General features: G+C 37.5%; 11 protein-coding genes. 5 read left to right on the top strand and 6 right to left on the bottom strand.

The genetic code is table 11. The annotated features are described in order from the left end of the window. Positions 1-332 precede the first annotated feature (332 nt). The 5 genes from AC0L5Q_RS12950 to ilvG all read right to left on the bottom strand — a co-directional run bounded on the left by AC0L5Q_RS12950 (position 333) and on the right by ilvG (position 7334). Complete coding sequence (locus tag AC0L5Q_RS12950; RefSeq protein WP_473609126.1) at positions 333-1784, bottom strand: DUF418 domain-containing protein; 1452 nt, start codon at positions 1782-1784, stop codon at positions 333-335. Between the two features lie 115 nt (positions 1785-1899). Beyond that, on the bottom strand, positions 1900-3456 hold the full coding sequence (gene ilvA, locus AC0L5Q_RS12945) for a threonine ammonia-lyase, biosynthetic (protein WP_473609123.1): 1557 nt from the start codon (positions 3454-3456) through the stop codon (positions 1900-1902). Then, entirely contained in the window at positions 3456-5312 is a 1857-nt protein-coding gene (ilvD, locus tag AC0L5Q_RS12940) for a dihydroxy-acid dehydratase (RefSeq protein ID WP_473609119.1), read from the bottom strand. Before ilvD ends, ilvA begins: the two co-directional genes overlap by 1 nt. A gap of 117 nt (positions 5313-5429) precedes the next feature. Further along, positions 5430-5669 carry an acetolactate synthase 2 small subunit gene (gene ilvM, locus AC0L5Q_RS12935; protein WP_077339880.1) on the bottom strand — a complete coding sequence of 80 codons (240 nt, stop codon included), beginning with the start codon at positions 5667-5669 and terminating at the stop codon, positions 5430-5432. Further along, positions 5670-7334 (bottom strand): acetolactate synthase 2 catalytic subunit, encoded by a 1665-nt coding sequence (gene ilvG, locus AC0L5Q_RS12930; protein WP_473609115.1) that lies wholly within the window; start codon positions 7332-7334, stop codon positions 5670-5672. Positions 7335-7925: 591 nt separating this feature from the next. Here ilvG and AC0L5Q_RS12925 point away from each other — a divergent pair. Further along, a complete protein-coding gene (locus AC0L5Q_RS12925) occupies positions 7926-9452 on the top strand; it encodes a YifB family Mg chelatase-like AAA ATPase (RefSeq protein WP_473609111.1) in 1527 nt (508 codons plus the stop codon). Between the two features lie 16 nt (positions 9453-9468). Here AC0L5Q_RS12925 and ilvY read toward each other — a convergent pair whose 3' ends face one another. Beyond that, positions 9469-10347 carry an HTH-type transcriptional activator IlvY gene (ilvY, locus tag AC0L5Q_RS12920; RefSeq protein WP_077339886.1) on the bottom strand — a complete coding sequence of 293 codons (879 nt, stop codon included), beginning with the start codon at positions 10345-10347 and terminating at the stop codon, positions 9469-9471. A 221-nt stretch (positions 10348-10568) separates the two neighbouring features. On the opposite strand from ilvY, the gene ilvC reads away from it, so the two are divergent. The 4 genes from ilvC (at position 10569) to AC0L5Q_RS12900 (ending at position 14878) form a co-directional block, all read left to right on the top strand. Continuing rightward, the gene (gene ilvC, locus AC0L5Q_RS12915; RefSeq protein ID WP_473609106.1) at positions 10569-12047 is read left to right on the top strand and encodes a ketol-acid reductoisomerase; all 1479 of its coding nucleotides are present in this window, start codon (positions 10569-10571) and stop codon (positions 12045-12047) included. 124 nt (positions 12048-12171) lie between these two features. Beyond that, positions 12172-12930, top strand: coding sequence for a sulfite exporter TauE/SafE family protein (locus tag AC0L5Q_RS12910; protein ID WP_473609102.1), 759 nt, complete (start codon positions 12172-12174; stop codon positions 12928-12930). 71 nt (positions 12931-13001) lie between these two features. Further along, positions 13002-13319 (top strand): pyrimidine/purine nucleoside phosphorylase, encoded by a 318-nt coding sequence (ppnP, locus tag AC0L5Q_RS12905; protein WP_077339892.1) that lies wholly within the window; start codon positions 13002-13004, stop codon positions 13317-13319. Between the two features lie 212 nt (positions 13320-13531). Next, complete coding sequence (locus AC0L5Q_RS12900) at positions 13532-14878, top strand: hypothetical protein (protein WP_473609096.1); 1347 nt, start codon at positions 13532-13534, stop codon at positions 14876-14878. Positions 14879-15025: the final 147 nt, after the last annotated feature.

Genomic DNA, 15025 nt, shown 5'->3' with positions numbered 1-15025 from the left:
AAGCGCCTATCTGCGTTTTTTTTACTTCCAATAACCCGTTATTGGTACGCAAAAATGCTTTGATATACTCTTAAGTTTCATCACTGAGCTTAATTGTCTTATAAAAACTCAAGGTATACTAAGTGCTTTTTATAAATATTTATTATAAATCAAAACATTATAAAACCCGTTAACCAAAGTTCAGGTTAAATAAAATTTTCCACTTGTTTTGGCATAATATTTATATTGAAAATTAAGGTAATAATATCATCTTTAAGTATTTTTTAAGTATTTTTTAAGTGTTTTTTGCACAAGATATACGATATGAAATGTTGGCAATTAAACTTGAATTTTTATACTTTCATCGGTTGTATTTTTTTATAGGTTAAACTGCGCCATAACCATTCCATTGGGCCAAAGCGGTAGTGGTTCAACCACCATTTTGAAAAAACGAGTTGGCCTGTAATAATTCCAAAAACAAGCAGCATTTGTGGCGCACGTGAAATTTCACCATATTGCCCACCCGCATAGCCATAAAAAACACTGGTTAAGATAACTGAATGCATAAGGTAGTTAGTTAACGCCATTTGTCCCATAGGTGCAAATACCGATAATATACGTTGCCATTTTTGTTTATTCAACGCACAAACTACCAACCCTAAATATCCTGCGGCCAGAGTTAGTTGCGCAATATAAAAGAGTATTTCTCCTGCACCTAGCAATACAAAAGAGATGCTTGTAGCAGGATGCTGAATAATTAAAAGGCTAGCAACATTTAACGGAATACCTGCAAGTAGACCCACTTGCGCTAACGTTTTGAAAAAAGTTTGATGTTGCTGGTGTTGAGTGATTGTTTTGGAAATAACTAACCAAAAACCTAAAATGAATATTGGGAGCAGTACCGCTAAGGTGATAAGTGGTGAAAACATGAGCATAACGCCAGAAAAACTTATTCTATATTGAGTTGCTTCCCAATAGCTGCCCTGTGTAAATGCTCTGTTTTCTTTATCAATATCTGCTTGCGCATCTTTGCGCTCTTGCAAGGCATCAGCAATTGTTTCTGCTTTTATTTCTTCATCTGTCAGTTCTACATGTTCAGTTTTTTCGGAAAGTTCAATAGTTGCTTTATCAGCTATTTCTGTTGATGTAGTACTATCCATTTCACTTTTACTAGAAAATTTTTGCTCAACAAGCGTATAAATATCAAGTTCACTTTTCCACATTTCTTGATACTTTGCATCGTTGAATACAGTACCAAATATAATGCCTCCTAAACTGGTCAAAAAAATTGGCACTATTAACCAAGTTAATGCTAATTTAAGATAAGACTTTGGCTCTTGTGATTTTTTCTTTCGTACTAAAAGCAATAGAATAAAGCCCGCGAAAGCATAGTCATGTAAAATATCGCCACCCCATATAAATATCATGTGGGCGATACCTATGAGCAAAAGTACAAACATACGACGAGAGAACCATGCACCAAATGGACGACCCATTTCTTTAGCACGCAGTAGCATAACAGCGAAACCCATGCCAAAAATAAGCGCAAATAACTTATAAAACTTACCTTCAACAAAACAACGAACTAACCAACCAGCAGCGTGATCTATGCCTGTGAGTGTTGTATCTTGGCCACCTAATGAAATCATTGCACGGTTAAACCATTCAATATTCATCAGTAAAATACCAATTAAACACAGGCCACGAAGGATATCTAATGCATCAATACGTTTGTTTTTTTCTAATGGCTGTAGAGGGAGCTGTTCTTGAGGTGAGGTTTGATTATTATCCGAGTTTGCGTGCATTTTGAAATGTCCTTATTCTTTTCCCTATACAATAAACTAATCTTTCTATAAATCAAAAGCCTAAATAAAAAAAAGCCACTTAAAAGTGGCTTGAATAATTGATAGATATAGACGTTTAGCTTAAAAAAACTTTATACGCTTCGTTGTTAGTTTCTTCTTGGCATTCATAACCTAGAGCTTCTATATGTTGAAAAAAAGCATCTTGGCTATCGTTAGTTACTGAGAAGCCAGCAAGCACTTGCCCAAAGGCTGCACCATGATTACGATAATGGAATAAGGTGATATTCCACAATTCACCAAGGGTTTCTAAAAATTTCTCAAGTGCTCCTGGGTATTCTGGAAATTCAAACCTAAATATACGTTCTTCTAATGGGGGGGTTGATAATCCCCCTATCATGTATCGAACGTGTAGTTTAGCCAGTTCGTTTTCCGTTAAATCAGTAACGTTATAACCTTTTTGGGTTAAATCAGTGGATAGTTGTTGGCGTTCATCGGGTTCTCCACCTAAACGAATACCTACAAATACATTTGCTTGAGTATTACTTTGTGCTGACTCTACATAACGATAGTTAAATTCGGTAATTACTTTACCGCCAATCGCTTGGCAAAAGTTTTTAAAACTGCCTTTTTCTTCAGGGATTGCAACAGCAAAAACCGCCTCTTTTTGCTCACCCAATTCACAACGTTCAGAGACATAACGTAAACTATGAAAGTTCATGTTAGCGCCCGATAAAATGGCCACTAAGTTTTCGTTTCCTTGGCTTGTTTTACAATATTTAGTAATACCGGCCAACGATAAAGCCCCTGCGGGTTCAGCGATTACACGTGTTTGTTCAAAAATGTCTTTTATTGAGGCGCATATTTCGTCGGTTGTTACCGTAATAACATCGTCACAATATTGCTGAATAAGCTTAAAAGTATGCTCACCAATACGTTTTACAGCAACACCATCAGCAAATAATCCTACTTGTTCTAGGTCAGTCGGTTCACCTGCTTCCATTGCTACTTTTAAACAGGCTGAATCTTCTGCTTCAACAGCAATGACTTTGATACTGGGTTTTAACTGTTTTAAGTAAACCGCCATGCCTGCAAGTAGGCCACCGCCGCCAACAGGTATAAAAACAACATCTATTTTAGCCAGTTGTTGTAACAATTCTTTTGCAACCGTTCCTTGACCTGCAATAACGTCAGGATCATCAAAAGGATGAATAACTGTTTTTTTCTCGTCAATAGCAAATTGTTGTGAAGCTAGCTGAGCTTCGTTAAAGCTTTTGCCGATCAAGCGTACTTCAGCACCAAAACGACGAACATTATCGACTTTAATGTCAGGTGTAGTAATAGGCATGACAATGGTCGCTTTAATGCCTAGCTTATGCGCAGCAAGTGCTAAGCCTTGAGCATGATTACCTGCAGAAGCGGCAATAACACCATGAATACTTTGTTCTTCTGATAAATGAGAGAGCTTGTTATAAGCGCCTCTCAACTTAAAAGAATGAACAGGTTGCTGATCTTCGCGTTTTAAATAAATAGTGTTATTTAAACGAGTCGACAACTTGGTTAATGGTGTTAAATCAGTTTCAACAGCAATATCATACACAGGCGCTAATAAAATTCGGCGTAGGTATTCTAAGCCAATTTCACTTTGGGTTTTATTAGCAAATGCCTGTGTCATTAGTCTTCTCCGTCAAGTAATGCTCTGTTACGTACTGCACCTTTGTCGGCACTTGTTGCTAACATGGCGTAGTTTTTCAATGCGTAGCTGATTGGACGAACACGATTTTCTGGTTTCCAAGCGCCTTTACCCTTTGCTTCCATCGCAGCACGACGAGCAGTAAGTACTTCTTCAGATACTTGTAAGGTAATTTCACGAGTTGGGATATCGATATGAATGATATCACCCTGCTCAACTAATGCGATTGTGCCGCCGTTGGCAGCTTCTGGAGATACGTGACCAATAGATAAACCGGAAGTACCGCCAGAAAAACGGCCATCAGTTAATAAGGCACAAGCTTTACCTAAGCCCATAGATTTTAAGTAAGTGGTTGGGTACAACATTTCTTGCATACCTGGACCACCTTTAGGGCCTTCGTAACGAATAACAACCACTTCGCCTGCAACCACTTTGCCGTCTAAAATACCTGCTACTGCAGCATCTTGGCTTTCAAAAATATGTGCAGGGCCAGTAAATATAAGGTTTTCATCTGAAACACCTGCAGTTTTAACTACACAACCATCTACTGCAATATTGCCTGAAAGTACGGCTAAGCCACCTTCTGTTGAAAAGGCATGATCGATGCTGCGAATACAACCATTAGCTCTGTCGTCGTCTAACGTATCCCAACGACAATCTTGGCTAAAGGCTTTAGTGGTGCGAATACCTGCAGGGCCTGCGCGGTAGAATTTTTTAACGTCTTCATCGTCAGTGATTTTAATATCGTATTTAGCGATAACATCAGCAAGTGAAGTACCTAAAATATTTGGTACATCAGTTTTAAGTAAGCCAGCGCGTGATAATTCACCTAAAATTGCGATTACACCACCAGCGCGATGCACATCTTCCATATGATATTCAGGGGTTGACGGTGCAACTTTACATAACTGTGGAACCACACGTGATAGTTTATCCATGTCTTCCATGGTGTAATCTATTTCAGCTTCTTGTGCTGTTGCCAATAAATGCAAGATAGTATTGGTTGATCCACCCATAGCAATATCTAAACACATAGCGTTTGAGAACGAATCTTTGTTAGCGATATTACGTGGTAATGCAGATTCGTCGTTATCTTGGTAATAACGTTTTGTTAGTTCAACAATTTGTTTACCTGCTTTTAAGAATAACTGTTCACGGTCAGCATGGGTTGCCAACATTGAACCGTTACCCGGTAAAGCTAAACCTAATGCTTCAGCTAAACAGTTCATTGAGTTTGCTGTGAACATACCTGAACAAGAACCACACGTTGGACAAGCTGAGCGTTCTACTTGATCAGATTGCTCGTTAGATACTTTTGGATCAGCACCTTGGATCATGGCATCAACTAAATCAAGTTTGATGATTTGATCTGAAAGCTTAGTTTTACCTGCTTCCATTGGGCCACCAGAAACAAAAATTACTGGGATGTTTAAACGCATTGCTGCCATTAACATGCCCGGAGTAATTTTGTCGCAGTTTGAAATACACACCATAGCATCAGCACAATGGGCATTAACCATGTATTCAACTGAATCAGCAATTAAGTCACGTGATGGTAAGCTGTAAAGCATGCCACTGTGACCCATGGCAATACCGTCATCAACGGCAATAGTATTAAATTCTTTGGCAACACCACCGGCTTCTTCAATAGCGCCAGCAACGAGTTGTCCCATGTCTTTTAAATGTACATGGCCCGGTACAAATTGTGTAAATGAGTTAACAACAGCAATAATTGGTTTTCCGAAATCACCGTCAGTCATTCCAGTTGCACGCCAAAGCGCACGAGCGCCAGCCATATTGCGGCCTTGAGTCGAAGTTGCAGATCTTAATTTAGGCATAGTTTTGTATCCAATTGTATCTATCGTAAAGTATTTTTAAAGTTTATATTTATTCTTATAAGCTTGTTAAATGATGTAATGCTTATGCAGTGAGTTAATATTAACGTTCAGTATTTATTACGTATTATTGTCAACACTGACGCTTTTTATATCGATTAATTTATTAATTTGATCAACTAATAACTCAATAGGTCGTTCACTTTTTACCATTAAGTGAATTGTACCTATATTGGTGCCTGTATTTACATCTGCACTAATACCATCAATTAAAAATCCACGGTAGCGAGTTACTTGTAAAATGCGCTCTAATACCACTTGTTTGTCATCAACGGTGATGGTTAATTGGTAATTATTCACTTATATACTCTCCATCATTTTGTCGTTGGCTGTATTGGGTGGTACTAGTGGCCAAACATTATCTTCTGCATCAATTTTAATTTTTAATAAGTAAGCGCCATCGTGATCTAACATTTCAGCGACTGCCGCACTTACTTCACTTTTCTTAGTAATTTCTTTTGCTTTAATATCAAAAGCATTAGCTAGCATAATAAAATCAGGGTTATCTGATAAGTCAGTTTCACTTAAACGGCCGTTAAAGAACAAGTCTTGCCATTGTCTTACCATACCTAACTTAGCGTTATCGATGAGTAATATTTTTACGGGTAACTGGAAGCGTTTAATGGTTGCTAATTCTTGTACGTTCATCATAAATGAACCGTCACCCGAAACAGCAATAACACAATCTGTAGGTCGACTAACTTGTGCACCAATAGCAGCAGGTAAGCCAAAACCCATTGTGCCCATACCACCACTGGTTAAAAAGTCGCTTGGGTCGTTAAATAACATGTGTTGTGCAGCCCACATTTGGTGCTGGCCAACATCCGTAGTTACACAAGTATTTTTAGGCATAGTGTCGCTAATTTCTTTTAATACTGCTGGCGCGTATATGTTTTCGCCAGGGTGATCGTATCTCCAACCATTATCAGCTTTACTTTGTTGACATTGTTTCTGCCAGTTTGTAATCGATAATGGTATAGCTAACGCGGGTAGGTTAATTTTTAAATCACCTAATATCGCTGAATCAGCTTTACGACGTTTGTTGATTTCTGCGGTATCAATATCAAAATGAATAACTTTAGCATTAGGTGCAAACTCATCAAGTTTACCTGTTACACGGTCATCAAAACGAGCTCCTACAACAACCAATAAATCTGACTCTTGTACAGCAAGGTTAGAAGCCTTAGTACCATGCATACCTAGCATGCCTAAGTAATTATCGTTTTCAGGATCAATCGCGCCTAAACCTTTGAGGGTTGAAACACATGGCATACCTGTTTTGTTACAAAACTCTCTTAATTCATCAATGGCATTTGCCATACCAACACCGCCACCTACGTATAAAATAGGCTTTTTAGCTTTACTTAATAAACTGATTGCGTTCGTAACATCTACTGGAGGAAGTTTTACTTTATTTGGCAATTGCGATATATCATTTAGGCTACAATTGATTTCAGCTAATTGAATATCCTTAGGGATATCAACTAAAACTGGACCTTGACGGCCTTCAAGTGCGATAGCAAATGCTTGGTGAAGTACAGAAGCTAAATCATTAATATCAGTAACTTGGAAAGAGTGTTTCGTACACGCAAGCGATAAACCAAATACATCAATCTCTTGGAATGCATCTGAGCCCATTGCTGAGGTAGGTACTTGGCCTGTAATTGCTACAATTGGAATTGAATCTGCTAAGGCATCAGCAAGACCTGTAATTAGGTTAGTAGCACCAGGACCTGAGGTTGCCATACAAACCCCCACTTTGTCTGATGCACGAGCATAACCTACCGCAGCAAATGCCGCACCTTGTTCATGTCTACATAAATAATGTTCAACTTCGCTATCATACAAAGCATCATAAATAGGCATGATGGCACCACCAGGGTAGCCAAATACGTGTTTTACACCGTGTTCTTGTAAAACGGCAAATAATAATGAACCACCTGTGTGCTTTTGATCGCTAGCCATGTTTTTTAATCTATTCAAATAGTATTCACTTACATATTTTATCTATCGAATTATTGTCTTACTTACTCATCCGATAAGATAAATTTAAGTGAATATTGTTTGAATAGTATTCTCCAGTGTTAGTTTGAATTAAAGGTTATTTCACGTTTAATGAGCATTATATTGATAACGCTAAAACGATAAAGACCCCCGGTTCTTTCGAAGCGAGGGTCTGTTTATCTGTATGTTGCTTTATTTTAGCTCAACGAAAACCCCTGCGACGATTTAATAATCACCACGACGAGAAGGTTAATAATCACTGAGTTTAGTATTTGCATGTTTATTTAATTTTCTTGAATAATTGTTTATGCATTTCATTATGAAATAAAGCAGCCTATTTAAATTAGTACCATAGCTTACTGGCTTTGAGCAAGCTTTTAATTAGAGCTTTTTGAAATACACACTGGTTGATCTGTTATATACCCGTTTCTAAACTAGCCTTTTTTATGCGTATGAAAAACACATTGAAAGAGTGAATATTAAACAGTTGTTGTTGCTTTTTTGTTAAATGAGTAAACTGGATCAGAACAGAATAATAAAAAAGGATTTTATATGTCGCTTGCTTGTGTTTATAGCCGTGCTCGTTTTGGTCTTGAATCACCTTTGGTGACCGTTGAAGTACATTTAGCTAATGGTTTACCCGCCTTTAATATTGTTGGCTTGCCTGAAACTTCGGTTCGAGAATCTAAAGATCGCGTTCGTAGCGCTATTATCAATTGTGGATACGAGTTTCCAGCCAAAAGAATCACCATAAATTTAGCTCCAGCAGATTTACCCAAAGAAGGTGGTCGTTTTGATTTACCTATCGCGATAGGTATTCTTGCCGCTTCAGAGCAATTGCCAGCTGTTGATTTATCTGATTATGAATTTGCTGGCGAGTTATCGTTGTCGGGGGAGTTACGATCTATTATCGGTGAAATCCCTATGGCGATGGCAAGCTGCGAAAGTAAACGTACTTTAATTATTCCTAAAGCAAACGCAGAGCAAGCCAGTTGGGTTAAACAAGCAAAAATTCACGCGATAGATCACTTAACACAGCTTTATCCCCATTTTTCTCGTCAAATCACATTACCTTTGGTTGAAGAAAAAGAGCTCGCTTGTGCTCAATCAGTAAAAGCTGCACTCGATATGGCTGATGTAATTGGCCAGCCATTAGCCAAAAGGGCATTAGAAATTGCTGCTAGTGGTGCTCATAATCTACTTTTTGTGGGGCCACCGGGCACAGGAAAAACCATGTTAGCCAGTCGATTGCCCGGTATTTTGCCACCCATGACAGAGAAAGAAGCGCTAGAAGCTGCTTCTATTCAATCGATATGTCATCAAAATATTGATGATAGCTCTTGGCTAACAAGGCCTTTTCGAGCGCCACATCACACAGCATCGTCAGCGGCATTAGTCGGAGGAGGTAGCCAACCTCAACCCGGTGAAATCTCTTTAGCTCACAATGGTGTTTTATTTTTAGATGAGCTGCCAGAATTTGAAAGAAAAGTTTTAGATGTGCTTAGAGAGCCTATGGAATCAGGCGAAGTGTGTATTTCAAGAGCGCTGCAAAAGCAAACCTTTCCAGCAAAATTTCAGTTGATTGCGGCGATGAACCCAAGCCCAACAGGATTTTATAACGATAATCGCAGTACACCTGAACAAGTATTACGTTACCTAAATCGTTTATCAGGTCCATTTTTAGATCGCATTGATATTCAAATTGAAGTAGCGCGTTTACCACGAGGTATGTGGGCTCAAAATGAACAAAAAAGTGAATCAAGCGAAACGATTCGAGCGCGAGTTGTTTTGTGTCGAGACATACAAATAGCTCGCCAAGGCATTGCAAATGCACATTTAGGTAGTGCAGAAGTTCGTCAGTATTGTAAATTAAATACGCAAGATAACGAATTTTTAGAGCTAGCTGTTGAAAAGTTAGGCCTGTCGACAAGAGCTCATCATAAAATTTTAAAAATAGCACGTACGTTAGCTGATATGGAAGGCATGGAAAATATTAATAATTCACATATTACAGAAGCCTTGTCATACCGAGCAATGGACCGAATAATAAAACACTTAACGCAACAAGTGAGTGTTTAGATTGACGAAATAAGTATTACAGCAAAGTATCAAAGAATGCTTTAACCAGAGGTTGTTCTTTGTTTTGATTTAAACAACATATGCCTAGTTCGAACGGTTCAATCTCGCCCGCGTTAGGCAAGTATTGTACTCGGTCTTTTACCGGACTATTCTCTACAACCACTTGCGGCACAATACCCACGCCACAACCTAAGGCGACCATACTCACCAAGGCTTCATGTCCTGAAACCGTTGCGTAAATGTTTGGCTTACCTTGTTGTTTCTTACGATACCAATATTCAAACCGTTTACGGGCTGGGCCATGTTCGGGCAAGATAATTGGAATGTTTGACCACGATAAAATATCTTCTTGAAGCAACTGCTGTACTTTACAGCTCATGGTGGGGGCTATGATCGATAACGGAATGCGAGCTACTTGATCAAAATGGAAAATACGCGTGAGACTTTCAGGCTTTGCCGCAATGGCAATATCAACCGCTTGATGTTCAAGTTGCTCAAATGCGTCGGAAGCATCACCTGTGGTTAGCATAATTTCTACTAACGGATTTTGTTCACGAAACTTATCAAGTAAAGGCGGTAAATGGCTGTATGCCGCGGTAACTGAACAGTAAATATGAATTTTCCCTTTGAGTGTCGTTTGTTTTTGCTCTAACGATAAGGTGAGTAAATGCCATTGTTCAATTTGTTGTTCAGCATAATTTTGCAGTTGTTTACCTGCTTCGGTGAGCACAACTGTGCGGTTATCGCGGTGTAAAACATCACAGCCAATTTCAGTTTCAATACGCTGAATAGAGCGACTCAGGGTTGATGGACTGACATGATAGGCTTCAGCCGTTTTACCGAAGTGTAAACTTTTAGCCAAATGGCTAAACATTTTCAGCGATTTAATATCCATCTTACCCTCAAAATAATATGACATTGAAAGAGTGTTGCATAAAACGCAACACTCTGGTGTAAATATATCACTTTAAGCAACGTGCGTCATGGCTTAATATCGCATTATGGTCAGAAACACTGACAATTTATCTGTTAATTAAATTTAACAATTATATTTATTATCACTATGCAATAGTGCTCGAGTAAACATAATGTTTACGTCGATTGAGGAGAGCAAACATGGCTAACTATTTTAATACATTAAGCTTACGTGAAAAACTAGACCAATTAGGTCAATGTCGTTTCATGAAGCGTGAAGAATTCGCAGACGGTTGTAACTTCCTTAAAGGTTGGAACATTGTAATTGTTGGTTGTGGTGCTCAAGGTTTAAACCAAGGTTTAAACATGCGCGATTCTGGCTTAAACATTTCTTATGCTTTACGTGAAGCAGCAATTGCTGAAAAACGTCAATCATGGCAGTGGGCTACAGAAAACGGTTTTACTGTTGGTACATACGACGAGTTAATTCCTACTGCTGATTTAGTATTAAACCTTACGCCTGATAAGCAACATACTTCAGCGGTAACAGCTGTTATGCCATTAATGAAAGAAGGTTCTTCTTTAGCTTATTCTCACGGTTTCAACATCGTTGAAGAAGGCATGCAAATTCGTAAAGACATTACTGTTGTAATGGTTGCTCCTAAATGTCCGGGTACTGAAGTACGTGAAGAATACAAACGTGGTTTTGGTGTTCCTACACTTATCGCTGTTCACCCTGAGAATGATCCTCAAGGTAACGGTTGGGCAATCGCTAAAGCATACGCTTCAGCAACTGGTGGTGACCGTGCTGGTGTTTTACAGTCGTCTTTCATCGCTGAAGTTAAGTCTGACCTTATGGGTGAGCAAACGATTCTTTGTGGTATGTTACAAACTGCAGCAATCTTAGGTCATAAGCAATTAGTGGCTCAAGGTGTTGACGCAGGTTACGCACGTAAATTATTACAATACGGTATTGAAGGCGTTACTGAAGGCTTAAAATATGGCGGCATCACTAACATGATGGACCGTTTATCAAACCCAGCTAAAATTAAAGCGTTTGATATGTCTTTAGAATTAAAAGAAATTTTACGTCCTTTATTCCAAAAGCATATGGATGACATTATCGAAGGTCGTTTCTCTGCTGGTATGATGGCAGATTGGGACAACGGCGATGCTAACTTATTAAAATGGCGTGAAGAAACGGCTGAAACGTCTTTTGAAAAAGCGCCTGAGTGTGATACTGAAATTACAGAGCAAGAATACTACGACAAAGGTATATTCTTAGTTGCTATGGTTAAAGCCGGTGTTGAACTAGCGTTTGAAGCTATGGTTGATTCAGGTATTATCAATGCTTCTGCATACTATGAGTCATTACACGAAACTCCGTTAATTGCGAACACTATTGCGCGTAACATGTTATACGAAATGAACGTTGTTATTTCTGATACAGCTGAGTACGGTAACTACTTATTCTCACACGCTGCTGTTCCTCTATTAGAAGAATATGCTGCTAAGTTAACGTTAGAAGAATTAGGTGAAGGCTTAAAAACTACATCTAACGGTGTTGATAACAAACGTTTAATTGAAGTTAACGAAGCAATTCGCAGCCATGAAGTTGAAGCGATTGGTAAAGAATTACGTGGCTACATGACAGACATGAAGCAAATTGTTGAAGGCTAATTAACCTTTTATAGATTGCTGAAAAAGCGGTATGTAGATAATTCTACAGCCGCTTTTTTATTGTCGTAAATAAATAGATTGTTGTACTATCCAGCCCCTATTTAAAAAGGTATGAGTGTCAGGAATGATTGAATCAGTTGATTTAGTACAAGCGGTAATACTGATTGTAATAGGCTTTTTAGCTGGTGGTATTAATACCTTTGCTGGAGGTGGATCCAATTTATCGTTGCCTGCATTAATGATGATCGGTTTACCTGCCGATGTAGCCAATGCGACAAACCGTGTTGCTATATTTATGCAATCATTAACAGCCACTCATGGTTACTATAAACATGACAAGTTAGATAAAGCCTCAATTAAAAACATTCTTGTACCTATTTTACTCGGTGGTTTGTTTGGATCTGTTGTAGCGTCTTATTTAGATGTAGATGTTTTAAAGCCTTTATTACTGGCAACCATGGTAGCAGTCTCATTATGGGTAGTTTTTAAAAGCGATACAAACAATGTAGGTGATGGCATTGTTAACTGCTCAGACAGTAAACTTGGTTTTGTTACCACCTTTATTGCAGGGTTTTATGGTGGTTTTGTTCAAGCGGGTGTTGGGTTTTTATTAATCGCTGTTTTTGTGGGTGTTTTAAAGTACGACTTATTAAAAGCAAACGCATTAAAAATTGTAGCGGCATTATTATTTACTTCAGTATCGCTAGGGGTATTTATATATAGAGATCAAGTCGCGTGGATGGCAGGCATATATTTAGCCATAGGTAGTATTTTAGGCGCGGTGGTTTCGGTTAGATTATCTATTGATATCAAACCTAAAACATTAAAGATTTTAGTCTTAATAATGACGATAGTGGCTAGTGTTGCAGCGTTATTATTATAGTGTTCAATCCATGATGATTTTTTGTAAAACTAAAATCATCATATTTTTAAATTAAATAGAAGAGAATGAAAATGAGTGAATTTAATAACGTAACCATTACTCGTGAAGCCAATGTATATTTCGACGGTAAAGTAACTTCTCGTAAAGTAACCTTTGCTGATGGTACTTTTAAAACCTTAGGCATTATGGTTGCTGGCGAATATAAATTTGGTACAGAAGAAAAAGAGCTAATGGAAATACTTGCAGGCGACTGTGAAATTTTATTACCGGGTGAAACTCAATGGCAAACGATTAACGCTGGCGGATCTTTTTACGTACCCGCTCATTCATCTTTTGAAATTAAAGCATTAACGTTAGTTGATTACTGTTGTTCTTATATTGCTGAGTAAGTAGATAATAGGTTATACATAAAATTTATTCTGCTGAATTTTAAAAAGGGAGTTATTGATTTTATTGATGCTCCCTTTTTATCAAAGGCTCTTCCAAAATACCAAAATTAACACATAGAATTGAATGTTTTTAAAAACATCTCAGGTATAATACAACCTCATTAATACATTAGGTTCTGTACCTATACGTTTTATATATCATGGAAGTTAATATGTTACGTCTCGTTTTATCATTAATCATTATTACTACTTTGTCTGCCTGTCAAAGTGATCAAGAAAATACGCCAGAAATTCAAAATGAGCAGGAGATCCTAATCCCTGAAGAAGTCGTACCTGAATTTGAGCCTCATTCTTTGTTCGCAGCGCAAAACACAAGCTCACAAACAGCAGATAACTGCACATCAATAGAACCAATTTATTTAACGGATCGTATTGAAGACTTAAATGCATTAAGCCAACAAATGTTTGCACTTGATAATATTAGTGGCGTTAACAGTTATGCTAATTTTATTACCTTAGCGCAGCTTGCTTTAACAAGTAATGCTCACACTTCAGACTTAATTGAGCAACTAGGTTTATCAGGTATTACCGAAAATGATGAGTGGCTAAATGTATTTTGTTACTTAGAAACGATAACTCCCACGAATAAATTTTCTGCGACTATTGCTGAAGATTGGTTGATACGCGATGATTTATATACTTCTCTTATTCAAAAGTTTGAAGCAAATTTTACCAGTCGTTCTATCGATCCTGCAAAAGATTTATGGCGATTATCGTTAAACAATAGCTGGGAAATAGAACTGCAGTTAACTATTGATAATGAAACACCTAAGTATGTTAATTATCAAAATACTGCTGATGCTCAACCTGAAATAGCATATGCCATCAAAATCACCGATAACATTCGCACTGTTAGTAATGAGTTTGGAGATTATTTTTCTATAACAAATGATAGCGATTATACCTTTCATATAATTATGCCTACTTTTGCGCAATACCCTTATGTTAAAAGTAATGCAGTTGATGTATTAAATGGCTTTAAAGCGTTAGAAAAAACACCACTGACTGAACTATACCTGCCTTATTTTGATGAAATAAAACATGCAGATAGCTTTATGAGTTTTTCAGGTTGGTTAAAAGAAAACTCAGTAGAGTCAATATTTGACGAAGAAAACCAAGATTTTAGCGGAATTAATCAATTCGAGACATTTCAGCTTATTAATAGCTATAACTATAATAGTTTTGAACTGAATGCTGAGGGTCATATTACTGCTGAATCTAGTAATAGCATTGACGTTAAAGCTTTATTTTATGTTGATCAAGCTTTTGAACCATCAAGTAATAGCTATAGTTTCTTTATAACTCTTGACGGAAATATGACTTTCAGTTTTTGTGAAGAAAAGAAAAACGCTGAAAGCACATGGCGCCCTTATTTTATTATTATCGAAAACACTAAAAATAAACTGATTTATAGCATTGTTACTAATGCTCATCCCGAAATTAAAGATAAAGACAGTATTTGCGTTGTAGTTGTTGATGAAGAGATTGAAGTATTTTAAGTAAAATAAACACGCGTAGACATTTTTGAAGAGTAGTATTGTAATTATTTCTACAATAGGAGCAGTTGTTTGTTAAATTTTTAACCATTTATTATTTAACAACAAAGTGTTACTTTATTTCCCACGCAAGGTTGCTAACCCTTAATA

It is taken from the genome of Pseudocolwellia sp. G5-9 (genome assembly GCF_055808995.1).
The sequence above is the reverse complement of the archived record's forward strand: the minus strand, read 5'-3'. Positions and strand labels throughout refer to the sequence as shown.

Bases quoted from the DNA above. Each gene is read 5' to 3' on its own strand.
- ilvY (WP_077339886.1), bottom strand. From the start codon at position 10,347: ATGGATATTAAATCGCTGAAAATGTTTAGCCATTTGGCTAAAAGTTTA.
- AC0L5Q_RS12950 (WP_473609126.1), bottom strand. From the start codon at position 1,784: ATGCACGCAAACTCGGATAATAATCAAACCTCACCTCAAGAACAGCTC.
- ilvD (WP_473609119.1), bottom strand. From the start codon at position 5,312: ATGCCTAAATTAAGATCTGCAACTTCGACTCAAGGCCGCAATATGGCT.
- ilvG (WP_473609115.1), bottom strand. From the start codon at position 7,334: ATGGCTAGCGATCAAAAGCACACAGGTGGTTCATTATTATTTGCCGTT.
- AC0L5Q_RS12910 (WP_473609102.1), top strand. From the start codon at position 12,172: ATGATTGAATCAGTTGATTTAGTACAAGCGGTAATACTGATTGTAATA.
- ilvA (WP_473609123.1), bottom strand. From the start codon at position 3,456: ATGACACAGGCATTTGCTAATAAAACCCAAAGTGAAATTGGCTTAGAA.
- AC0L5Q_RS12925 (WP_473609111.1), top strand. From the start codon at position 7,926: ATGTCGCTTGCTTGTGTTTATAGCCGTGCTCGTTTTGGTCTTGAATCA.
- AC0L5Q_RS12900 (WP_473609096.1), top strand. From the start codon at position 13,532: ATGTTACGTCTCGTTTTATCATTAATCATTATTACTACTTTGTCTGCC.
- ppnP (WP_077339892.1), top strand. From the start codon at position 13,002: ATGAGTGAATTTAATAACGTAACCATTACTCGTGAAGCCAATGTATAT.
- ilvC (WP_473609106.1), top strand. From the start codon at position 10,569: ATGGCTAACTATTTTAATACATTAAGCTTACGTGAAAAACTAGACCAA.